Genomic DNA, 21,931 nt, shown 5'->3' with positions numbered 1-21,931 from the left:
CCATGGCCAATCTGCGTATTGCGCTGGTAGCAGGTGAGGCTTCCGGTGACATTCTGGGTGCGGGTCTCATGCGCGCGCTCAAGGCTCGCCACCCGGCGGTCGAGTTCATCGGTGTCGGTGGTCCGTTGATGCAGGCTGAAGGCCTGACCTCGTATTTTCCGATGGAGCGTCTGTCCGTCATGGGCCTGGTGGAAGTGCTGGGCCGATTGCGCGAGTTGCTGGCTCGGCGCAAGAAGCTGGTCGCCGACCTGATCGACGCGAAACCCGATGTATTCATCGGTATCGACGCGCCGGACTTCAACCTCAATATCGAACTCAAGCTGCGCCAGGCCGGGATCAAGACGGTGCATTACGTCAGCCCGTCGGTTTGGGCCTGGCGGCAGAAACGCGTGCTGAAGATTCGCGAAGGCTGCGACCTGATGCTCACGCTGTTCCCGTTCGAAGCCAGATTCTACGAAGAGAAAGGCGTGCCGGTGCGTTTCGTCGGCCATACCCTGGCCGATGCCATTCCACTGCAGGCCGATCGCGCTGCTGCGCGGGCCGAACTCGGTTTGCCTGACGGGCCGCTGGTGGCGTTGATGCCAGGCAGCCGTGGCGGTGAAGTTGGCCGGCTCGGTTCATTGTTTCTCGATACGGCGCAGCGCCTGCGGGCGTTGCGCCCGGGGGTGCGGTTTGTCATGCCGTGCGCCAGTGCGCAACGTCGCGCACAGCTCGAAGAACTGTTGGCCGGTCGCGATCTGCCGCTGACCCTGCTCGACGGGAAATCTCATCTGGCCCTGGCAGCGTGTGATGCGGTGTTGATCGCCTCCGGTACCGCGACGCTTGAAGCGTTGCTGTACAAGCGACCGATGGTGGTCGCCTATCGCCTGGCGCCGCTGACGTTCTGGATTCTCAAGCGCATGGTGAAAAGCCCCTACATTTCGTTGCCGAACCTGTTGGCCCAACGTCTGTTGGTGCCCGAGCTGTTGCAGGACGATGCCACGGTCGAAGCGCTGGCCCAGACCTTGTCGCCACTGATCGAGGATGGGGAAGAGCAGACCCGCGGTTTTGACGAGATTCACCGGACCCTGCGTCTGGATGCCTCCAACCAGGCTGCGGACGCAGTGCTGAACCTGATCGGCCAAGTAAAATGAGTAAAACGAATATGCAGATGGGGCTGGATTTCACCTTGGTCGCTGAAATCGAAGAGTTGGTTGCCGGTGTCGATGAGGTGGGTCGCGGCCCGCTCTGTGGTGCGGTGGTGACAGCGGCGGTGATCCTCGATCCGAACCGCCCGATCCTCGGCCTGAATGACTCGAAGAAACTCACCGAAGCCCGTCGCGAAAAGCTCTACGACGAAATCTGCGAAAAAGCCCTGAGCTGGTGCATCGCTCGCGCCGAAGTCGAAGAAATCGACGAACTGAATATCCTGCACGCCACCATGTTGGCCATGCAGCGCGCGGTCGCCGGGCTGCACGTTCAGCCGAAGCTGGCGATGATCGACGGCAATCGTTGCCCGAAACTGCCGATGCGCTCCGAAGCCGTGGTCAAGGGCGATAGCAAGGTTCCAGCCATCGCCGCCGCATCGATTCTGGCCAAGGTCAGCCGTGATCGTGAAATGGCCGCGTTCGAATTGATCTACCCGGGTTACGGCATCGGCGGGCACAAAGGCTACCCGACGCCTGTTCATCTGGAAGCGCTGGCACGGCTTGGGCCGACCCCGATTCACCGGCGTTCGTTTGCCCCGGTGCGGCTGGCGTATGAGGCGCTAGAGAGCGCCGTAGAGAGTTAGTCGCAAGGCTGATTTTTTTTACCAAGGCCCGGTACAATCCGGGCCTTGTTGTCTTCATGTTTATAGACAGGATCACTATGCCGGCTTCATTCGTTCACCTACGCCTGCACACTGAATACTCTCTGGTCGACGGTCTGGTGCGGATCAAACCGCTGGTCAAGACCCTGGTGGGCATGAACATGCCTGCCGTGGCGGTCACCGACCAGAACAACATGTGTTCCCTGGTCAAATTCTATAAAAACGCCATGGGTGCCGGGATCAAGCCGATCTGCGGCGCCGACCTGTGGCTGTCGAACAAGGATCCGGACAACCCCCTGAGCCGGATCAGCCTGCTGGTGATGAACGCCGAAGGCTATCGCAACCTCACCGAACTGATTTCCCGCGGCTTTATCGATGGTCAGCGCAACGGCGCGATCATCATCGAGCGCGAATGGGTTGCTGAAGCCAACTCGGGCTTGATCATGCTGTCGGCAGCCAAAGAAGGCGAGATCGGCCAGGCCATGCTCAGCGGCAACCCCGCCGAGGCCGAAACCCTGGCCCGCGAATGGATGGACGTGTTTCCGGATCGTTTCTATCTGGAAATCCAGCGCACCAACCGCCCCAACGATGAAGAACAACTGCACGGTGCCGTGGCCCTGGCCGAGAAGCTCGGTGCGCCGCTGGTGGCGACCAACGACGTGCGCTTCATCAAGCAGGAAGACTTCGCTGCCCACGAAACCCGCGTTTGCATCGGTGAGGGCCGCGCCCTCGACGATCCGCGGCGCTCGAAGAATTACAGCGATCAGCAGTATCTCAAAAGCGCCGAGGAAATGGCCGAGCTGTTCAGCGACATTCCCGAAGCGCTGGAAAACACCGTCGAGATCGCCAAGCGCTGCAACATTGAAGTGAAGCTGGGCACGCACTTCCTGCCCAACTTCCCGATCCCTGATGGCATGACCATCGACGAATACTTCCGCAAGGTGTCCTTCGACGGCCTGGAAGAGCGCCTTGCCGTTCTGCTGCCCAAGGACACCACCGAAGACTACGAGGCCAAGCGCCAGGTCTATGTCGACCGGCTGAATTTCGAGCTGGATATCATCATCCAGATGGGGTTCCCCGGTTACTTCCTGATCGTGATGGACTTTATCCAGTGGGCCAAGAACAACGGCGTACCGGTGGGTCCTGGCCGTGGATCGGGTGCCGGGTCGCTGGTGGCCTACGTACAGAAGATCACCGACCTCGACCCGCTGGAATATGACCTGCTGTTCGAACGATTCCTCAACCCGGAACGGGTGTCGATGCCCGACTTCGACGTCGACTTCTGCATGGACGGTCGCGACCGGGTAATCGACTACGTAGCCGAGAAGTACGGCCGCAATGCCGTGAGCCAGATCATCACCTTCGGTTCCATGGCGGCAAAGGCCGTGGTCCGCGACGTGGCGCGGGTGCAGGGCAAGTCCTATGGCCTGGCGGATCGTCTGTCGAAGATGATTCCGTTCGAAGTCGGCATGACCCTGGAAAAGGCCTATGAGCAGGAAGAGATCCTGCGCGATTTCATCAAGGTCGATGAAGAGGCCGCGGAAATCTGGGAGATGGCCCGCAAGCTCGAAGGCGTTGTGCGTAACGTCGGCAAGCACGCCGGTGGTGTGGTAATCGCCCCGACCAAGCTGACCGATTTCTCGCCGATCTATTGCGACGAAGCCGGTGATGGCCTGGTAACCCAGTTCGACAAGGATGACGTCGAGGCGGCCGGCCTGGTGAAGTTCGACTTCCTCGGCCTGCGGACCCTGACGATCATCGACTGGGCGCTGAAAACCATCAACCGCGACCGTGCCAAGGTCAACGAACCGCCGCTGGATATCGCGTTCATCCCGCTGGATGACAAACCGACCTACACCTTGCTGCAAAAAGCCGAAACCACGGCGGTGTTCCAGCTTGAATCCCGGGGCATGAAGGAGCTGATCAAAAAGCTCAAGCCCGACTGCCTGGAAGACTTGATCGCACTGGTGGCACTGTTCCGTCCGGGCCCGCTGCAATCAGGCATGGTGGACGACTTCATCAACCGTAAGCACGGTCGCGCCGAGCTGGCGTATCCGCACTCGGACTACCAGTACGAAGGCCTCAAGCCGGTACTGGCACCGACTTACGGCATCATCCTGTACCAGGAACAGGTGATGCAGATTGCCCAGGTCATGGCCGGTTACACCCTCGGTGGTGCGGACATGCTGCGTCGAGCCATGGGTAAGAAAAAACCCGAGGAAATGGCCAAGCAGCGCGGTGGCTTCATTGAAGGTTGCGCCACCAACAACATCGACGCGGACCTCGCCGGTAACATCTTCGACCTGGTGGAAAAGTTCGCCGGTTACGGTTTCAACAAATCCCACTCCGCCGCCTATGGCCTGGTGTCTTACCAGACCGCATGGCTGAAGGCGCACTACCCGGCGCCGTTCATGGCCGCGGTACTCTCGGCGGATATGCACAACACCGACAAGGTCGTGACCTTGATCGAAGAAGTGCGGACGATGAAGCTGCGTCTCGACGCGCCGGACGTGAACACCTCCGAATTCAAGTTCACGGTGAACGACGAAGGCCGGATCATTTACGGCCTGGGCGCCATCAAGGGCGTGGGTGAAGGCCCGGTCGAGGCGATCACCGAAGCGCGTCTGGCCGGTCCGTTCAAGGATCTGTTCGATTTCTGCGCACGGGTCGACCTCAAGCGCATCAACAAGCGCACCCTCGACGGATTGATCCGCAGCGGCGCCCTGGATCGCCTCGGGCCGTATTTCCACGACGAGCAGAAAGCCTACCAGGCCAACATCGACCGCAATCGCGCGGTGCTGCTGACGGCCATGGAAGAGGCGATCAAGGCGGCCGAACAGACCGCGCGCACCCAGGACAGCGGTCACTCCGACCTGTTTGGCGGTCTGTTTGTCGAAGAAGACGCCGACGTCTACGCCAATCACCGCAAGGCCAAGGAGCTGACCCTCAAGGAGCGCCTGAAGGGGGAGAAAGATACCCTCGGCCTGTACCTGACCGGTCACCCGATCGACGAATACGAAGGTGAAATCCGTCGCTTCGCCCGCCAGCGCATCATCGACCTGAAACCGGCGCGTGATACCCAGACCGTTGCCGGGATGATCATCGCCTTGCGGGTGATGAAGAACAAAAAGGGCGACAAGATGGGGTTCATCACCCTCGACGACCGCTCCGGACGGATCGAGGCCTCGCTGTTTTCCGAGGCGTTCCATTCCGCGCAATCGCTGTTGCAGACCGACGCGATGGTGGTGGTCGAAGGCGAGGTCAGCAACGACGACTTCTCCGGTGGCCTGAAATTGCGGGTCAAGCGGGTGATGAGCATGGAGGATGCGCGCACCAATCTGGCCGAAAGCTTGCGCCTGAAGTTGCATACCAAGGACCTCAAGGGCGATCAGCTACGCTGGCTGGGTGAACTGTTGAAGCGTCACCGCGGCGCGTGCCCGATCACCTTGGACTACACCAGCCCCGATGCGAAGGCCTTGTTGCAGTTCGGCGAAGGCTGGCGAATCGATCCGGCGGATGCGTTGATTCAAGCCCTGCGTGACCAGTTCGGGCGAGACAACGTCTTCCTCCAATACCGTTGACGGTCAGTGCTATCAGATTGCCCTGACCTTGACCTGAATTTTTAATCTCGACCTCAACGCGCCTGTCCCTTAAGGTAGGGCGCGAATAGACAACCGGCCGGCCCAAGAACCCTTGGGACTCGACCCAAGACGGACGCCTATGAACCCGAATTTTCTAGATTTCGAACAGCCGATCGCCGACCTGCAAGCCAAGATCGAAGAGTTGCGCTTGGTCGGTAATGACAATTCGCTGAATATCGGCGATGAGATCTCCCGCCTGCAGGACAAGAGCAAAACGCTGACCGAAGACATCTTCGGCAAGCTGACCAGCTGGCAGATCGCACGTCTGGCGCGTCACCCGAAACGTCCGTATACCCTGGACTACATCGAACACATCTTCACCGAGTTCGACGAACTGCACGGTGACCGTCACTTCTCGGACGACGCTGCCATTGTTGGCGGTATTGCCCGTTTGGACGACAAGCCGGTGATGATCATCGGCCACCAGAAAGGCCGTGAAGTGCGCGAGAAAGTTCGCCGCAATTTCGGCATGCCGCGTCCGGAAGGCTACCGCAAGGCTTGCCGCCTGATGGAAATGGCCGAACGTTTCAAAATGCCGATCCTGACCTTCATCGACACTCCGGGCGCCTACCCTGGCATCGACGCTGAAGAGCGCAACCAGAGCGAAGCGATTGCCTGGAACCTGCGTGTCATGGCCCGCCTGAAAACCCCAATCATCGCCACCGTGATCGGTGAGGGTGGTTCCGGTGGTGCACTGGCGATCGGTGTCTGCGACCAGTTGAACATGCTGCAATACTCCACCTACGCGGTGATTTCGCCGGAAGGTTGCGCTTCGATTCTGTGGAAAACCTCCGAGAAGGCACCGGATGCCGCAGAGGCGATGGGCATCACCGCCGAGCGCCTCAAAGGCCTGGGCATCGTGGACAAGGTGATTGGCGAGCCACTGGGCGGCGCGCACCGCGATCCGGCCGCTGCAGCCGCATCGATCCGCGCCGAGCTGAGCTCGCAACTGGCGATGCTGAAGAAGTTCGATAACGACGCGCTGCTCAAGCGCCGCTACGATCGACTGATGAGCTACGGTCTCTAAGCCGTACACGCAGTGCCCATGTGGGAGCGAGCTTGCTCGCGAAAGCGGTATAACAGTCAACGGGTGCGTTGAATGTTGATCCGCCTTCGCGAGCAAGCCCGCTCCCACATTTGATTTGTGCAAGGTGATGGATATGAGTCGGTCCAATATTGATCTGCCCGCCAGACTCTTGTTGAATCTTGCCTCGTGGCGCAATGCTGCGACCTGGCGCATCGCCTTCTCCGGCGGCCTCGACTCCACTGTCCTGCTGCACCTTCTGGCAACACTCTCCAAAACCGAATCCCTGCCGGCGCTCAACGCCATCCATGTTCATCACGGCCTTCAAGCCGTAGCCGATACGTGGCCGGAACATTGTCGTGCCGTGTGCGCTGCGCTGGGCGTGCCGCTGCAAGTGGTTCGCGTGCAGGTGCAACCGGGTGCCAGCCTTGAACGTGCAGCCCGGGATGCGCGGTATCACGCCTTCACTGAAGCCCTTCAGGCCAACGAAGTGCTGCTGACGGCCCAGCACCGCGACGATCAGGCGGAAACGCTGCTGTTTCGCTTGTTGCGCGGAGCGGGCGTGCGCGGATTGTCCGGGATGCCGCGTCAGCGCCCTTTGGGCAAGGGGCATTTGCTGCGGCCAATGCTTGATGTCACGCGGGCTGAGTTGGAGGCTTATGCCAGTGCGCATGACTTGAGCTGGATCGAAGATCCCTCGAACCAGGATCTGCAGTACTCGCGCAATTACCTTAGGCATCAAGTCTTGCCGGTGCTGATCCAGCGCTGGCCGCAAGCGGTGGCGACCATGGCCCGCAGCGCGACGCATTTGAATGAGGCGCAAGGACTGCTCGAAGAACTGGCGGACATGGATTTGCGTGAGGCCAGCTCTGCCAGTGAGTTTGCCTGGCTGGGCTTGCGGTCGCTTGAGCTGGCGCCGCTTGCGCATTTGTCTGATGCCCGGCAGCGCAATGCCTTGAGTCATTGGCTCGAACCGCTGACCCGCTTGCCGGACACTGACCATTGGTCGGGTTGGGAGGATTTGCGCGATGCCACCGGCGATGCCTGCCCGGTGTGGCGGCTGGCCGATGGCGAACTGCATCGGGCGGGCGGGCGGATCTGGTGGCTGTCCGGCCACTGGCTGAGGCCTCTGCCCGGCGCCGGGGTGTGGCTGGATCCGGCTTCACCGCTGGCTATCCCGGGCAACGGCGTGCTTTCGCTGACCGGGCAAATCCCCGATGGCCCGCTGCATATCCGCTATCGTGAAGGGGGAGAGGTCATGGCATTGTCAGGCCGCGGCCATAGGGACCTGAAACGTTTGCTCAATGAAAGTGCTGTACCGTCCTTCGTACGCGGCAGATTGCCGCTGCTCTACAAAGACGGGCAACTGCTGGCGGTAGCGAACCTCAAGGGGCTCGATGGTGGTGCACTCGGCGACTGGCATTTGCATTGGCAGCCACTGAACGAAGATCAAGGTTTGAGCTGAAAGGGGCTTTCCGGTAGACTACGCTCCCTTCTTGATACAACTTCTGTGGATTCGCCTGAATTGCAGGAGTTGCCGATTACCAAGCAGTCTTTGCTGGGCGATTCCAAAAAATGTGTAGCGAGCAACGAACCGGTGTTTCATTTTCCGGTCTGTCCCAACGCGGCGGTTTTTTCGAAAGGTGCACTGTGATTAATGCAGGTGATCGGGGGCTTCGGCCTTCCTTCGCTTTCCCCGGCGGCTCGGACCGCTTTAACGCAGACTTCTAGGGTTTTTCATGACGCGCTACATATTCGTCACGGGCGGTGTTGTTTCTTCATTGGGGAAAGGCATTGCATCGGCATCATTGGCGGCCATCCTGGAGGCGCGGGGACTTAAGGTCACCATGCTGAAGCTGGACCCGTACATCAACGTCGACCCGGGCACCATGAGCCCGTTCCAGCACGGTGAAGTGTTCGTCACTCACGACGGCGCCGAGACCGACCTGGACCTGGGTCACTACGAGCGGTTCATCCGCACGACCATGACCCAGAACAACAACTTCACCACGGGCCGTGTCTACGAACACGTCCTGCGCAAGGAGCGCCGTGGTGACTACCTGGGTGCAACCATCCAGGTGATCCCGCACATCACCGACGAAATCAAGCGCCGCATCATCAAGGGTGCCGGCGACGCTGACGTGGCAATGGTCGAAATCGGTGGCACCGTGGGTGACATCGAGTCGCAACCGTTCCTCGAGGCGATCCGCCAACTGCGTTTCGAAGTCGGCGCCAAGCGCGCGATGCTGATGCACCTGACACTGGTGCCGTACATCGCCACTGCTGGCGAAACCAAGACCAAGCCTACCCAGCACTCGGTGAAGGAACTGCGTTCCATCGGCCTGCAACCAGACGTGCTGGTCTGCCGCTCCGACCACCCGATCGATGTGTCGTCGCGTCGCAAGATCGCGCAGTTCACCAATGTCGAAGAACGTGCGGTAATCGCGCTGGAAGACGCCGATACCATCTACAAGATCCCGGGTATCCTGCACTCCCAGGGCCTGGACGATTTCGTCGTCGAGCGTTTCGGCCTGCAATGCGGCGGTGCCGATCTGTCCGAGTGGGAAGCCGTGGTCGACGCCAAGCTCAACCCTGAGCACGAAGTCACCATCGCCATGGTCGGCAAGTACATGGAGCTGCTGGACGCCTACAAGTCGCTGATCGAAGCGATGAGTCACGCGGGCATCAGCAACCGTACCAAGGTCAACCTGCGCTACATCGATTCCGAAGACATCGAGAACCAGGGCACCGCGCTGCTCGAAGGCGTCGATGCCATCCTGGTACCGGGCGGCTTCGGTCTGCGTGGTGTCGAAGGCAAGATCACTGCCGTTCAATACGCTCGCGAAAACAAGGTTCCGTACCTGGGTATCTGCCTGGGCATGCAAGTGGCCGTTATCGAGTTCGCACGTAACGTGATGGGCTGGAAAGACGCCAACTCCACCGAGTTCGATCGTGCAAGCGGCCACCCGGTCGTGGGCCTGATCACCGAGTGGGAAGATGCCACCGGCGCCGTCGAAACCCGTACCGAAACCTCCGACCTGGGCGGCACCATGCGCCTGGGCGCGCAGGATTGCCTGCTGGAGCCGGGTTCCCTGGTCCACGGTTGCTACGGCAAAGACGTGATTGTCGAGCGTCATCGTCATCGCTACGAAGTGAACAACAACCTGCTGCCGCAAATCATGGAAGCCGGTTTGAAAATCTCCGGTCGTTCCGGTGATGGCGCACTGGTTGAAGTGGTTGAAGCTCCGGATCACCCATGGTTCGTCGCTTGCCAGTTCCACCCTGAGTTCACCTCGACGCCACGCGACGGTCACCCGCTGTTCAGCGGTTTCGTCAAGGCCGCGTTGGCTCAACACCAGAAGAAGGCGTAACCCCGATGGCACAGAAGATCATCCGCGTCGGCGACATCGAGATTGCCAACGACAAGCCCATGGTGCTGTTCGGCGGCATGAACGTGCTGGAAAGCCGTGACATGGCCATGCAGGTTTGCGAAGAGTATGTGAAGGTCACCGAAAAGCTCGGTATCCCTTACGTGTTCAAGGCCAGTTTCGACAAGGCCAACCGGTCTTCTGTGACCTCCTATCGTGGTCCTGGCCTGGAAGAAGGCATGCGCATCTTCCAGGACATCAAGCAAGCCTTCGGCGTGCCGATCATCACCGACGTCCACGAGCCTGACCAGGCCGCGGTCGTCGCTGAAGTCTGCGACATCATCCAGTTGCCGGCATTCCTGTCGCGCCAGACCGACCTCGTGGTCGCGATGGCCAAAACGGGCGCCGTGATCAACATCAAGAAAGCCCAGTTCCTCGCCCCCCAGGAAATGAAGCACATCCTGAACAAGTGCGTGGAAGCGGGTAACGATCAGTTGATCCTCTGCGAGCGTGGTTCGAGCTTCGGCTACAACAACCTCGTCGTCGACATGCTCGGCTTCGGCATCATGAAGCAGTTCGAATACCCGGTATTCTTCGATGTGACCCACGCGCTGCAAATGCCTGGTGGTCGCTCCGATTCCGCCGGCGGTCGTCGCGCCCAGGTCACCGACCTGGCAAAAGCCGGTATGAGCCAGTCGCTGGCCGGCCTGTTCCTGGAAGCCCACCCGGATCCGGACAACGCCAAGTGCGACGGTCCTTGCGCCTTGCGCCTGGACAAACTGGAGCCATTCCTGGCCCAGCTCAAAGCTTTGGACGAACTGGTGAAGAGTTTTCCGACGGTAGAAACCGCGTAATCCTCAATTCTCCGGTAAAGTACCGCACGATTTAACGCTCAGGCCCTCGGGCCTGAGCCTTGTCGTCTGCAAGACTGCCCGCTGCACCTCACTTGCCGACGATCAAAGATTTCCTACAGCTGCGTCGTTTTCGTCAACTTTGGAGTGTTTACAACAATGGCTAAAATCGTCGACATCAAAGGTCGTGAAGTTCTCGACTCCCGTGGCAATCCCACCGTGGAAGCGGACGTGCTTCTCGACAACGGCATCATCGGCAGTGCCTGCGCGCCGTCCGGTGCTTCCACTGGCTCGCGTGAAGCGCTCGAGCTGCGCGATGGCGACAAGAGCCGTTACCTGGGCAAGGGCGTTCTGAAGGCCGTAGCCAACATCAACGGTCCGATCCGCGACCTGTTGAAAGGCATGGACCCAAGCGACCAGAAAGCGCTCGATCTGGCAATGATCAAGCTCGACGGTACTGAAAACAAAGGTTCCCTGGGCGCCAACGCGATCCTCGCCGTTTCCCTGGCCGCGGCCAAGGCAGCAGCACAGGACCAGGACCTGCCGCTGTACGCTCACATCGCCAACCTGAACGGCACCCCGGGTGTCTACTCGATGCCGGTTCCGATGATGAACATCATCAACGGCGGCGAGCACGCCGATAACAACGTCGACATCCAGGAATTCATGGTTCAGCCGGTTGGCGCCAAGTCTTTCTCGGAAGGTCTGCGCATGGGCACCGAGATTTTCCACCACCTCAAAGCCGTGCTGAAGGCCCGTGGCCTGAGCACTGCCGTCGGTGACGAAGGTGGTTTCGCGCCGAACCTGGCCTCCAACGAAGACGCTTTGAAAGTGATCTCCGAAGCTGTTGCCAACGCCGGTTACAAGCTGGGCACCGACGTGACCCTGGCCCTGGACTGCGCAGCCAGCGAATTCTACGAAGACGGCAAGTACAACCTGTCCGGCGAAGGCCAGGTGTTCACCGCCGAAGGTTTCGCTGACTACCTCAAAGGCCTGACCGAGCGTTACCCGATCATCTCCATCGAAGATGGCCTGGACGAGTCCGACTGGGCTGGCTGGAAGATTCTCACCGACAAGATCGGCGAGAAGACTCAGCTGGTAGGCGACGACCTGTTCGTGACCAACACCAAGATCCTGAAAGAAGGCATCGACAAGAAGATCGCCAACTCGATCCTGATCAAGTTCAACCAGATCGGCACCCTGACCGAAACCCTGGAAGCCATCCAGATGGCCAAGGCCGCCGGTTACACTGCCGTGATCTCGCACCGCTCCGGCGAAACCGAAGACTCGACCATTGCCGACCTGGCCGTGGGCACTTCGGCTGGCCAGATCAAGACCGGCTCCCTGTGCCGTTCCGATCGCGTTTCCAAGTACAACCAACTGCTGCGTATCGAAGAGCAGTTGAACGGCAAAGCCAAGTACAACGGTCGCGGCGAGTTCCGCGGTTAAGCGGTAACTGGTAAAAAGACACCGGATTGTGTCGGAAAAATCGCTACAGCGACGTTTTTGCCACTAATCTGATGCCTTATATGCACAAGCCTGGTTCTTCCAGGCTTCGTGCTATCAGAAGCTTCACGTTTGGCATGGCTGTCTTTTTTCACTGGATACCTGATATTCGATGCGCAGTCCCAATTGGTTGTTCCTCATCCTGCTTTTGTTGCTGGCTGGCCTGCAGTACCGCCTGTGGGTGGGAAATGGCAGTCTGGCGCAAGTGGCCGAGTTGACTCAGCAGATTGCGGATCAGCAGGCTGAGAACCAGGCATTGCTGGAACGCAACCGGGTGATGGACGCCGAGGTCAGTGAGTTGAAAAAGGGCATGGAGACCGTCGAAGAACGGGCTCGTCATGAGTTGGGTATGGTCAAGGACGGTGAAACCCTTTACCAGTTGGCCCAATGATTAATTCGTTACCGGCCTTCTGGGCCGTGATTCCTGCCGCGGGCGTCGGTGCCCGTATGGCCGCGGACCGTCCCAAGCAGTATCTGCAACTGGGCGGGCGCACTATTCTCGAACACAGCCTCGGCTGTTTCCTTGATCATCCATGCCTGAAAGGTTTGGTGGTCAGTGTTGCTGTGGACGATCCTTATTGGCCGAACCTGGCGTGTGCCAGTGATCCGCGTATTGCCCGGGTCGAGGGCGGCGCCGAACGTTCCGGGTCGGTGCTCAACGCCTTGCTGCACTTGCATGCGCAGGGCGCTGATGATGAGGATTGGGTACTGGTTCACGATGCCGCACGGCCGAACCTCAGCCGTGAGGACCTGGACAAGCTGTTGGCTGAGCTGGCTGACGATCCTGTCGGCGGGCTGCTGGCGGTTCCGGCGCGGGATACGCTCAAGCGGGTCGACAAGCACGGTCGTGTGGTCGAAACCGTGGATCGCAGTGTGATCTGGCAGGCCTACACGCCGCAGATGTTCCGCCTTGGGGCGCTGCATCGCGCACTGGCTGACAGCCTGGTGGCCGATGCCGTTGTTACTGACGAAGCTTCGGCGATGGAGTGGGCCGGTTCGGCACCGCGACTGGTCGAAGGGCGGTCCGATAACCTCAAGGTCACACGTCCAGAAGACCTTGAATGGTTGAGACAGCGTTGGGCCAATCGTCACTGATTGACATTGGTTTTGTGCTGCCCCCAATCGCGAGCGAGCTCGCTCCCACAGGGTTTGCTGGCGTTTACAAGATTTGTGTTCGACCCCGCCCACTGTGGGAGCGAGCTTGCTCGCGATAGCGGTAGTCCGGTCACCGATATCTTGCTGACACGCCAGCTAGCTTCGGTATTCCGGCCTTTCAGCCAATCCCTCTTTTAAAAAATCCACCAACTTGCGCACCTTCGGCGACAGATGCCGCTGCTGCGGATACAGCGCCCAAACCGCCGTGTTCGGCGGTTGATGCGCCTCCAGTAACGAAATCAACGCGCCGCTATTCAAATGTTCCAGCACGTAATAGTCCGGCAACTGACACAGCCCTACGCCTTGTAGCGCAGCATCCAGTACGGCTTGCCCACTGTTACAGCGCCAGTTTCCTTGCACCCTTTGCGAAAACTCCCTCCCGTTCTGTTCCAGCTGCCACAGGTCCGAACTGCCGATGAGGCAGTTGTGGCGGCTCAGCTCCGACAGGCTGTGCGGGCGACCGTAGCGTTCAATGTAGGAGGGTGATGCACAGAGAAACATGCGTCGCGGCGCGAGGCGGGTGGCGACCAGCCGTGAATCCTGCAAGCGCCCGAGGCGAATCGCCAGGTCGAGGCCTTCGTGCACCAGGTCAAGCTGGCGATTGCTCAGTTCGATGTCGATCCGCAGTTGCGGATACAGCCCCATGAAGCGGGTCACTAGCGGCACGATGAAGCGCTCGCCGTAAGCCACGGCGCAGGTCATGCGCAGCATGCCCTTGGGTTCGCTGGTCAAATCGCCCACCGCGCGCAACGCCTCTTCGCGGCCATCCTGCAAGCGCTGGCAATGTTGCAGGAAGGTTTGCCCGGCCTCGGTCAGCGTGACCCGGCGGGTGCTGCGGTAGAGCAGGCGGGTTTGCAGGCGCTCTTCGAGGCGTACGATTTGTCGACTGATATGGGAGGAAGAAACCCCCAGGCGTTGCGCGGCAGCGGTGAACTGGCTGCATTCGGCAACGGCGACAAACTCGTCGATCCCTTCCCAGCGATTTTCGGACATCAATGATTATCCCTGTGTGGCAATAATATTTTGCATTTGCATCGATTATTCATCGTTGAGCCATGTATTACACTCGTTGTCTCGTTTTAATTCACTGGAGAATCACCATGATCAAGTCGCGCGCCGCCGTTGCCTTCGAGGCCAAGAAGCCCCTCGAAATCGTTGAAGTCGATGTCGCCATGCCCAAGGCCGGCGAAGTCTTGCTGCGCGTGGTGGCCTCCGGTGTTTGCCATACCGATGCCTACACACTGTCCGGCGCTGATCCGGAAGGCATCTTCCCGTCGATCCTCGGCCATGAAGGTGGTGCGATCGTGGAAGCGATCGGCGAGGGCGTGACCTCCGTTGCAGTCGGTGATCATGTGATCCCGCTGTACACCCCGGAATGCCGTCAGTGCAAATTCTGCCTGTCGGGAAAAACCAACCTCTGCCAGGCGATTCGCGCGACCCAGGGCAAAGGCTTGATGCCCGACGGTACTTCGCGTTTTTCCTACAAGGGCGAAACGATTTTCCACTACATGGGCACTTCCACGTTCTCCGAGTACACCGTGCTTCCGGAGATTTCCGTTGCGAAAATCGCCAAGGAAGCACCACTGGAAAAAGTCTGCCTGCTGGGCTGCGGTGTCACTACCGGTATCGGTGCAGTGCTCAACACCGCCAAGGTGAAACCGGGTGATACGGTCGCCATTTTCGGTCTTGGCGGCATCGGTCTGTCGGCTGTTATCGGCGCCGTAAAAGCCAAGGCTGCCCGCATCATCGCCATCGACATCAACCCGGCCAAATTCGAGATCGCCAAGCAACTGGGTGCAACCGATTGCGTGAACCCGAAAGACTTCGATCGTCCGATCCAGGAAGTCATCGTCGACATGACCGATGGCGGCGTGGATTTTTCCTTCGAGTGCATCGGTAACGTGCAACTGATGCGCGCCGCACTGGAGTGCTGCCACAAGGGTTGGGGCGAGTCGGTGATCATCGGCGTTGCCGGTGCCGGCCAGGAAATCTCGACCCGTCCGTTCCAGCTGGTCACCGGTCGCGTCTGGCGCGGTTCGGCGTTCGGCGGCGTGCGCGGCCGTACCGAGTTGCCAAGCTATGTGGAAATGGCCGAAACCGGTGAGATTCCGCTGGATACCTTCATCACCCACACCATGGGCCTGGAAGATATCAACAAGGCGTTTGACCTTATGCACGAAGGGAAAAGCATTCGCTCCGTCATCCATTTCTGAGGTCCGCCATGAGCCTGGAAAACATCTCCTGCCAGAAAAGCTTCGGCGGCTGGCACAAACGCTATCGCCATCGCTCGGAAGTGCTCGGCTGCGACATGGTGTTCGCCGTCTACCTGCCACCGCAAGCGGAGCAGGGCGGCAAGCTGCCGGTGTTGTACTGGTTGTCCGGCCTGACCTGCACCGACGAGAACTTCATGCAAAAGGCCGGCGCCATGCGCATGGCCGCGGAGCTCGGTCTGATCATCGTCGCACCGGACACCAGCCCTCGCGGTCCTGAAGTGCCGGGCGATCCGGATGGCGCCTGGGACTTTGGCCTCGGCGCCGGGTTTTACCTGAATGCCACTCAGGAACCGTGGTCGCGGCACTATCGGATGCATGACTATGTCGTGCAGGAATTGCCGACATTGGTCGAAGCCCATTTCCCGGCGTCGGACAGGCGCGGTATCAGTGGCCATTCCATGGGCGGCCACGGTGCGCTGGTCTGCGCCTTGCGCAATCCGGGGCACTATCTGTCGGTGTCGGCGTTCTCGCCAATCAACAACCCGATGGATTGCCCGTGGGGGCAGAAAGCCTTTTCCCGCTATCTGGGAGAGGACCGTTCGAAATGGCGCGAATGGGATGCCTGCGCGTTGATTGCCGAGGCCGATGAGCAGCTGCCGCTGTTGGTCGACCAGGGTGATCGCGACGACTTCCTCGCCAACCAGCTCAAGCCGGAAGCCTTGCAGCAGGCGGCCAAACTGGCCGGTCACCCGCTGACGTTGCGCCTGCAGCCGGGCTATGACCACAGCTATTTCTTCATTGCCAGTTTCATCGATGAGCACTTGCGGCATCACGCGCATGCTCTGGTTGGCTAATGCAGGTAGAATCACGCCCTGACAAAAATCGGGGCGTTTTTTTATGCGTATTGGCCACGGCTATGATGTGCACCGTTTCGCTGAAGGCGATTTCATCACTCTGGGCGGTGTGCGCATTGCACACAGCTTCGGGCTGCTCGCCCACTCTGACGGTGACGTCCTCTTGCACGCCTTGAGCGATGCCTTGCTCGGCGCCGCGGCGCTGGGCGACATCGGCAAGCATTTCCCGGATACCGACCCGCAATTCAAGGGCGCCGACAGCCGTGCGCTGTTGCGTCACGTCGTCGCACTGGTCCATGCCAAAGGCTGGAAAGTCGGCAACGTCGATAACACCATCGTCGCCCAGGCGCCGAAAATGGCCCCGCATATCGAATCGATGCGCGCGCTGATCGCCGCGGATCTTCAAGTAGAGTTGGATCAAGTGAACGTGAAAGCTACCACCACCGAAAAGCTCGGCTTTGTCGGTCGCGAAGAAGGCATTGCCGTGCACTCCGTTGCCTTGTTGCTGCGCGCATGAACGAACTGCAATTGCTCGGCCCGCGGGCTTACGGTGAGGCCCTCGGCACGGCGGTCCTGAAAGCGATCGCCGAAGATTTCCAGGTCGACGAAGTCCTCGACATTCCCCTCAGCGGCGAGGGCGAACACCTGTGGATCTGGGTGGAAAAGCGTGGTCTGAATACTGAAGAAGCGGCGCGACGGATTGCCAAGGCTGCCGGCGTGCCATTGCGCACCGTCAGTTATGCCGGGCTCAAGGACCGTCAGGCGTTGACTCGCCAGTGGTTCAGCGTGCAATTGCCGGGCAAGGCCGACCCTGATCTGTCGGCTGCGGAAAACGATACGCTGAAGATCCTCAAGACCGCCCGCCACAAGCGCAAACTGCAACGCGGTGCCCACTCGGCCAACGGTTTTACGTTGCGCCTGACGCAATTCGCTGGCGACAAGGCTGCGCTTGAAGAACGTCTGCAACTGATCGCCAAACAAGGCATCCCCAATTATTTCGGCGCCCAGCGTTTCGGCCATGACGGCGGCAACGTCGTCGATGCTCGCGCCTGGGCCGCGCGCAAGGCCTTGCCGGAGCAGCGCAACGTGCGCTCGCGTCTGCTCTCCACGGCGCGCAGTTTTCTGTTCAATCAGGTGCTGGCCGCACGAGTTGCCGATGGCACCTGGCAGCGTGCCCAGGTGGGCGATCTGCTGGCGTTCACCGACAGCCGCAGCTTTTTCCCGGCAGGCGAAGCCGAGTGCAGCGACCCGCGCCTGGCGATTCTCGATCTGCACCCGACCGGCCCGCAGTGGGGCGAAGGTGACTCGCCGGCCACGGGCGTTGTCCATGAACTGGAGCAGGCAATCGCTGCGCGCGAAGCAGACCTTCGCGATTGGTTGATTAACGCCGGTATGAGCCACGAACGTCGCATCCTGCGGCTGCCCATTGGCGGGTTGACGTGGCATTATCCCGAGCCTGACATTCTGCAACTGGAATTCGTCCTGCCGGCCGGATGCTTCGCCACCGTATTGGTGCGCGAGCTTGTTGATCTGGTGCCGGTGGGGCAGACGGACAGCCCATGCGTATTCTGATTTCTAACGACGATGGGGTAACAGCACCCGGTCTCGCCGCGCTTTATGCTGCGCTGGCGGATTACACCGAGTGCGTGGTTATCGCCCCGGACCAGGACAAGAGCGGCGCCAGCAGTTCGCTGACGCTCGACCGTCCGTTGCACCCGCAAACCCTGGCCAACGGCTTTATCAGCCTCAACGGCACGCCGACCGATTGTGTGCACCTGGGCCTCAACGGCCTGCTGGAGCGCGAAGCGGACATGGTGGTTTCCGGAATAAACCTGGGTGCGAACCTGGGGGACGATGTCCTGTATTCCGGCACGGTGGCGGCGGCCCTCGAGGGGCGTTTCCTGAATCACCCCTCGTTTGCCTTTTCGCTGGTCTCACGCCAGGTAGAGAACCTTCCCACAGCTGCCCATTTCGCGCGCAAACTGGTTGAAGCCCATGCTGACCTGGATCTGCCACCGCGTACGGTACTGAACGTGAACATTCCCAATTTGCCGCTGGACCGCATCCGCGGTATCCAGCTGACCCGCCTGGGCCATCGCGCCCGAGCCGCGGCACCGATGAAAGTGGTGGATCCGCGGGGCAAGTCCGGTTACTGGATCGCGGCGGCCGGGGATGCCGAAGACGGTGGTCCGGGTACCGATTTCCATGCAGTGATGCAGGGTTATGTTTCGATCACGCCGCTGCAACTGGATCGCACCTTCAATGATGCCTTCAGAAGTCTGGACGGCTGGCTGGAGGGGCTGCGCTGATGGGTCGCGAACAAGACGATATGCTGCGTCGCGGCATCGGCATGACCTCCCAGCGAACCCGGGAGCGGCTGATCCAGCGTCTGTACGAAGAAGGCATCTCCAACGCCAGGGTACTGGAGGTCATTCGCCGGACCCCGCGCCACCTGTTCGTCGACGAAGCGCTGGCGCACCGTGCCTATGAAGACACCGCGCTGCCGATTGGCAACAACCAGACCATCTCCCAGCCTTATATGGTGGCGCGCATGAGCGAGCTGCTGCTGGAGGCCGGTCCGCTCGACAAGGTGCTGGAGATCGGCACCGGGTCGGGCTATCAGACGGCGGTGCTGTCGCAACTGGTCGAGCGTGTGTTCTCGGTCGAGCGCATCAAGGTTCTGCAGGATCGGGCAAAGGAACGCCTGGTCGAACTGAATCTGCGCAACGTGGTGTTCCGCTGGGGCGATGGCTGGGAGGGCTGGCCGGCACTGGCACCATACAACGGGATTATCGTCACCGCAGTGGCAACCGACGTGCCCCAGGCATTGCTTGACCAGTTGGCACCGGGAGGCCGAATGGTGATCCCGGTCGGGGCCGGCGAAGTCCAGCAATTGATGCTGATCATCCGCGAGGAACAAGGTTTTTCCAGGCATGTCCTGGGGGCTGTGCGCTTCGTGCCACTGCTCAATGGGCCACTGGCCTGAGCATTTGTTTCGGCACGCTGAATTCTCTTCGATTGCCTTTGTCTTACAGCGGCATCGTTGTGTTAAACGGGATTCATCGTCAGGCAGCAAACGTGTGCGCGGCACCGATTCGCCACATTAAAGGTAAAGCGTGCACGGCCCGTTATACTTGCGACAGTTCATGCCGGACTCCGGCATTTCACATTTTCAGCCACCACAGAGGGAGCGGCGGGTGAGTCTCACAGTCATTGCGCAGCGTATGAGTAAAACGAGCTTTCAGCGCCTGGTGACTGGCCTTGTCTTGAGCACTTTGCTGGTCGGTTGTTCCAGCAACAAGTCCAGCGATGTTCGTGTCGTGGACCGTAACAATGCCGCGGCTCAGCGTCCAGCCGTGACCACCGGGCAATACATTGTTCGGCCCAAGGACACCCTGTTCTCCATCGCCTTCCGTTACGGCTGGGACTACAAGGCCCTGGCGGCACGCAACAACATTCCTGCGCCTTACACCATCCGTCCGGGTCAGACGATTCGCTTTGATGGTCGTACAAATTCAACGTCGACGGCGGTGGTCAGCTCGTCCAGTTCAACACCTTCGTCGTCGAGTAAAACCACGGTCATCCGTCGTTCGGCAAACGGTACGACCACCAGCACAACGACGGTTGTACCGTCCGTCGCGAGCAAGCCAGCCCCTGCTCCTTTGCCACCTCCCGGGCCAGCCCCGACCGGCTGGGGATGGCCATCTAATGGCATTCTGATTGGAAAATTCTCTTCAAACGGTAGTTTGAATAAAGGAATTGATATCGCCGGAGATTTGGGACAGCCTGTTTTAGCTGCGTCTGATGGGACGGTGGTATACGCCGGGAGTGGCTTAAGGGGCTACGGCGAATTAGTGATCATCAAGCACAGTGAAACCTACGTCAGTGCCTACGGACATAACCGCAGGCTGTTGGTTCGGGAGGGGCAGCAGGTCAAGGTCGGACAGACAATTGCCGAAATGGGGTCAACGGGTACAGACCGGGTGAAACTGCATTTTGAGATTCGCCGCCAAGGTAAACCTGTAGATCCGCTGCAATTCCTGCCACGCCGTTGATCGCTACCAGCCTGTTCCGTCGCGTAGAGGGGACAGGCTCCAGCGTTGCCAGGGAGAAAGGCGCCGCTTGAGCTTGAGGTCGAACTCACCAAAGGACTATAACAATGGCTCTCAGTAAAGAAGTGCCGGAGTTTGACATCGACGATGAGGTTCTCCTGATGGAGAGCAGCATCGATACGGATTCGATGTCGAATGATGAAGGGGCGGCTCCACCTTCCGTTCGTGCCAAATCCAAACACTCCGCATCCTTGAAACAGCACAAGTACATTGACTACACGCGGGCACTTGATGCCACGCAGTTGTATCTCAATGAAATTGGTTTCTCTCCCCTGCTATCACCCGAAGAAGAAGTTCATTTTGCGCGCCTGTCGCAAAGTGGCGATCCGGCCGGGCGCAAACGCATGATTGAAAGCAACCTGCGACTGGTGGTGAAAATCGCCCGACGCTACGTCAATCGTGGGTTGTCGCTACTGGACCTGATCGAAGAGGGCAACCTCGGCTTGATCCGGGCGGTGGAGAAGTTCGATCCGGAACGCGGTTTCCGCTTCTCGACCTACGCGACCTGGTGGATTCGCCAGACCATCGAACGCGCAATCATGAATCAGACCCGGACCATCCGGTTGCCGATCCATGTGGTCAAGGAGCTGAATGTGTACCTGCGGGCCGCGCGGGAGCTGACGCAAAAACTCGACCATGAACCCTCACCCGAAGAAATCGCCAACCTGCTGGAAAAACCGGTGGGAGAGGTCAAGCGTATGCTAGGCCTTAACGAACGGGTTTCTTCGGTCGACGTCTCGCTGGGTCCGGATTCGGATAAAACCCTGCTGGACACCCTGACTGACGACCGTCCAACCGATCCATGCGAATTGTTGCAGGACGACGACCTGTCCCAGAGCATCGATCAATGGCTCTCGGAACTGACCGACAAGCAACGCGAAGTGGTTGTACGCCGCTTCGGCCTGCGCGGCCATGAAAGCAGCACCCTTGAAGACGTCGGCCTGGAAATCGGCCTGACCCGGGAGCGGGTCAGACAGATTCAGGTGGAAGGCTTGAAGCGGCTGCGCGAGATCCTGGAAAAAAATGGTCTGTCGAGCGAGTCGCTGTTCCAATAAGGCACTTACTGCGATGGCATGAAAAACCCCGACTGGCTCGGGGTTTTTTATTGCCTGGCCAGGAGACCGAGTCCCCTCGGGATTTTGGTTTCGTGCTGTAAGCCTAGGCTTACTCTTGCGTAAGTGTTCGTTATTTTTACACCCCGGCAGTCGTCCATTCGGAGCGTCGACCGCCTATATATCTTTGATTTATATTAATATTTTTTAGTATTAATGATGTGTGACACCTGAATCTCGCGCCAAGGGCCGATTGATCCCGGAGGGGAACACTCTAGTATTGAGGTTGTGTCGACGGACAGACACGTCCTTCATGGATGAGGGATATGGATATCGCAGGACGCGATTCATCAGGACGATGAAAAG

Annotated in this window: 19 protein-coding genes; 18 read left to right on the top strand and 1 reads right to left on the bottom strand. The window is 59.6% G+C overall.

Going from position 1 to position 21,931, the window contains the following annotated elements; genetic code table 11:
* Positions 1–2: 2 nt before the first annotated feature.
* The 10 genes from lpxB to ispD all read left to right on the top strand — a co-directional run bounded on the left by lpxB (position 3) and on the right by ispD (position 13,274).
* Positions 3–1,133, top strand: a complete 1,131-nt coding sequence (gene lpxB, locus ABIE16_RS05250) for a lipid-A-disaccharide synthase (RefSeq protein ID WP_429520659.1) — start codon at positions 3–5, stop codon at positions 1,131–1,133.
* A gap of 11 nt (positions 1,134–1,144) precedes the next feature.
* A complete protein-coding gene (gene rnhB / locus ABIE16_RS05245; protein ID WP_150812975.1) occupies positions 1,145–1,771 on the top strand; it encodes a ribonuclease HII in 627 nt (208 codons plus the stop codon).
* A 77-nt stretch (positions 1,772–1,848) separates the two neighbouring features.
* Entirely contained in the window at positions 1,849–5,370 is a 3,522-nt protein-coding gene (dnaE, locus tag ABIE16_RS05240) for a DNA polymerase III subunit alpha (RefSeq protein WP_057716164.1), read from the top strand.
* A gap of 139 nt (positions 5,371–5,509) precedes the next feature.
* Positions 5,510–6,457, top strand: a complete 948-nt coding sequence (locus ABIE16_RS05235; RefSeq protein WP_057716163.1) for an acetyl-CoA carboxylase carboxyltransferase subunit alpha — start codon at positions 5,510–5,512, stop codon at positions 6,455–6,457.
* Between the two features lie 133 nt (positions 6,458–6,590).
* Positions 6,591–7,919 (top strand): tRNA lysidine(34) synthetase TilS, encoded by a 1,329-nt coding sequence (gene tilS / locus ABIE16_RS05230; RefSeq protein WP_429520658.1) that lies wholly within the window; start codon positions 6,591–6,593, stop codon positions 7,917–7,919.
* Between the two features lie 274 nt (positions 7,920–8,193).
* Complete coding sequence (locus tag ABIE16_RS05225; RefSeq protein WP_057716161.1) at positions 8,194–9,825, top strand: CTP synthase; 1,632 nt, start codon at positions 8,194–8,196, stop codon at positions 9,823–9,825.
* A gap of 5 nt (positions 9,826–9,830) precedes the next feature.
* Entirely contained in the window at positions 9,831–10,676 is an 846-nt protein-coding gene (gene kdsA, locus ABIE16_RS05220) for a 3-deoxy-8-phosphooctulonate synthase (protein ID WP_015093773.1), read from the top strand.
* Between the two features lie 156 nt (positions 10,677–10,832).
* Positions 10,833–12,122 (top strand): phosphopyruvate hydratase, encoded by a 1,290-nt coding sequence (gene eno, locus ABIE16_RS05215; RefSeq protein WP_008019783.1) that lies wholly within the window; start codon positions 10,833–10,835, stop codon positions 12,120–12,122.
* A gap of 169 nt (positions 12,123–12,291) precedes the next feature.
* Positions 12,292–12,570, top strand: a complete 279-nt coding sequence (gene ftsB, locus ABIE16_RS05210) for a cell division protein FtsB (protein ID WP_007970710.1) — start codon at positions 12,292–12,294, stop codon at positions 12,568–12,570.
* Positions 12,567–13,274, top strand: coding sequence for a 2-C-methyl-D-erythritol 4-phosphate cytidylyltransferase (gene ispD / locus ABIE16_RS05205; protein WP_429520657.1), 708 nt, complete (start codon positions 12,567–12,569; stop codon positions 13,272–13,274). Before ftsB ends, ispD begins: the two co-directional genes overlap by 4 nt.
* Positions 13,275–13,430: 156 nt before the next feature.
* Here ispD and ABIE16_RS05200 read toward each other — a convergent pair whose 3' ends face one another.
* The gene (locus tag ABIE16_RS05200; RefSeq protein ID WP_340316466.1) at positions 13,431–14,327 is read right to left on the bottom strand and encodes a LysR substrate-binding domain-containing protein; all 897 of its coding nucleotides are present in this window, start codon (positions 14,325–14,327) and stop codon (positions 13,431–13,433) included.
* A gap of 107 nt (positions 14,328–14,434) precedes the next feature.
* On the opposite strand from ABIE16_RS05200, the gene ABIE16_RS05195 reads away from it, so the two are divergent.
* The 8 genes from ABIE16_RS05195 to rpoS all read left to right on the top strand — a co-directional run bounded on the left by ABIE16_RS05195 (position 14,435) and on the right by rpoS (position 21,568).
* Positions 14,435–15,547: an S-(hydroxymethyl)glutathione dehydrogenase/class III alcohol dehydrogenase gene (locus ABIE16_RS05195; RefSeq protein WP_015093777.1), complete on the top strand. Its 1,113-nt coding sequence runs from the start codon at positions 14,435–14,437 to the stop codon at positions 15,545–15,547.
* A gap of 8 nt (positions 15,548–15,555) precedes the next feature.
* A complete protein-coding gene (gene fghA / locus ABIE16_RS05190) occupies positions 15,556–16,401 on the top strand; it encodes an S-formylglutathione hydrolase (protein ID WP_218495043.1) in 846 nt (281 codons plus the stop codon).
* A 43-nt stretch (positions 16,402–16,444) separates the two neighbouring features.
* A complete protein-coding gene (gene ispF / locus ABIE16_RS05185; protein WP_007970721.1) occupies positions 16,445–16,918 on the top strand; it encodes a 2-C-methyl-D-erythritol 2,4-cyclodiphosphate synthase in 474 nt (157 codons plus the stop codon).
* On the top strand, positions 16,915–17,973 hold the full coding sequence (gene truD, locus ABIE16_RS05180; protein ID WP_090453402.1) for a tRNA pseudouridine(13) synthase TruD: 1,059 nt from the start codon (positions 16,915–16,917) through the stop codon (positions 17,971–17,973). Before ispF ends, truD begins: the two co-directional genes overlap by 4 nt.
* Positions 17,961–18,710, top strand: a complete 750-nt coding sequence (surE, locus tag ABIE16_RS05175) for a 5'/3'-nucleotidase SurE (RefSeq protein ID WP_057716156.1) — start codon at positions 17,961–17,963, stop codon at positions 18,708–18,710. The genes truD and surE overlap by 13 nt, the downstream gene beginning before the upstream one ends.
* A 41-nt stretch (positions 18,711–18,751) precedes the next feature.
* On the top strand, positions 18,752–19,387 hold the full coding sequence (locus ABIE16_RS05170; protein WP_172435346.1) for a protein-L-isoaspartate(D-aspartate) O-methyltransferase: 636 nt from the start codon (positions 18,752–18,754) through the stop codon (positions 19,385–19,387).
* Between the two features lie 211 nt (positions 19,388–19,598).
* Complete coding sequence (locus ABIE16_RS05165) at positions 19,599–20,456, top strand: peptidoglycan DD-metalloendopeptidase family protein (protein WP_090453404.1); 858 nt, start codon at positions 19,599–19,601, stop codon at positions 20,454–20,456.
* A 104-nt stretch (positions 20,457–20,560) separates the two neighbouring features.
* Positions 20,561–21,568 (top strand): RNA polymerase sigma factor RpoS, encoded by a 1,008-nt coding sequence (rpoS, locus tag ABIE16_RS05160; protein ID WP_007990225.1) that lies wholly within the window; start codon positions 20,561–20,563, stop codon positions 21,566–21,568.
* The last annotated feature ends 363 nt before the right edge of the window (positions 21,569–21,931 follow it).

Origin of the sequence: Pseudomonas sp. 2725 (genome assembly GCF_050434585.1) — a bacterium.
Classification (GTDB): domain Bacteria; phylum Pseudomonadota; class Gammaproteobacteria; order Pseudomonadales; family Pseudomonadaceae; genus Aquipseudomonas; species Aquipseudomonas jessenii.
This window is presented reverse-complemented; position numbering and strand designations above follow the sequence as displayed.

Coding starts and splice junctions, on each gene's coding strand:
- kdsA (WP_015093773.1), top strand. CDS start 9,831: ATGGCACAGAAGATCATCCGCGTCGGCGACATCGAGATTGCCAACGAC.
- fghA (WP_218495043.1), top strand. CDS start 15,556: ATGAGCCTGGAAAACATCTCCTGCCAGAAAAGCTTCGGCGGCTGGCAC.
- dnaE (WP_057716164.1), top strand. CDS start 1,849: ATGCCGGCTTCATTCGTTCACCTACGCCTGCACACTGAATACTCTCTG.
- ABIE16_RS05170 (WP_172435346.1), top strand. CDS start 18,752: ATGACCTCCCAGCGAACCCGGGAGCGGCTGATCCAGCGTCTGTACGAA.
- rnhB (WP_150812975.1), top strand. CDS start 1,145: ATGCAGATGGGGCTGGATTTCACCTTGGTCGCTGAAATCGAAGAGTTG.
- ABIE16_RS05235 (WP_057716163.1), top strand. CDS start 5,510: ATGAACCCGAATTTTCTAGATTTCGAACAGCCGATCGCCGACCTGCAA.
- ispD (WP_429520657.1), top strand. CDS start 12,567: ATGATTAATTCGTTACCGGCCTTCTGGGCCGTGATTCCTGCCGCGGGC.
- ABIE16_RS05200 (WP_340316466.1), bottom strand. CDS start 14,327: ATGTCCGAAAATCGCTGGGAAGGGATCGACGAGTTTGTCGCCGTTGCC.
- lpxB (WP_429520659.1), top strand. CDS start 3: ATGGCCAATCTGCGTATTGCGCTGGTAGCAGGTGAGGCTTCCGGTGAC.
- ispF (WP_007970721.1), top strand. CDS start 16,445: ATGCGTATTGGCCACGGCTATGATGTGCACCGTTTCGCTGAAGGCGAT.
- tilS (WP_429520658.1), top strand. CDS start 6,591: ATGAGTCGGTCCAATATTGATCTGCCCGCCAGACTCTTGTTGAATCTT.
- ABIE16_RS05225 (WP_057716161.1), top strand. CDS start 8,194: ATGACGCGCTACATATTCGTCACGGGCGGTGTTGTTTCTTCATTGGGG.
- surE (WP_057716156.1), top strand. CDS start 17,961: ATGCGTATTCTGATTTCTAACGACGATGGGGTAACAGCACCCGGTCTC.
- eno (WP_008019783.1), top strand. CDS start 10,833: ATGGCTAAAATCGTCGACATCAAAGGTCGTGAAGTTCTCGACTCCCGT.
- ftsB (WP_007970710.1), top strand. CDS start 12,292: ATGCGCAGTCCCAATTGGTTGTTCCTCATCCTGCTTTTGTTGCTGGCT.
- ABIE16_RS05195 (WP_015093777.1), top strand. CDS start 14,435: ATGATCAAGTCGCGCGCCGCCGTTGCCTTCGAGGCCAAGAAGCCCCTC.
- rpoS (WP_007990225.1), top strand. CDS start 20,561: ATGGCTCTCAGTAAAGAAGTGCCGGAGTTTGACATCGACGATGAGGTT.
- truD (WP_090453402.1), top strand. CDS start 16,915: ATGAACGAACTGCAATTGCTCGGCCCGCGGGCTTACGGTGAGGCCCTC.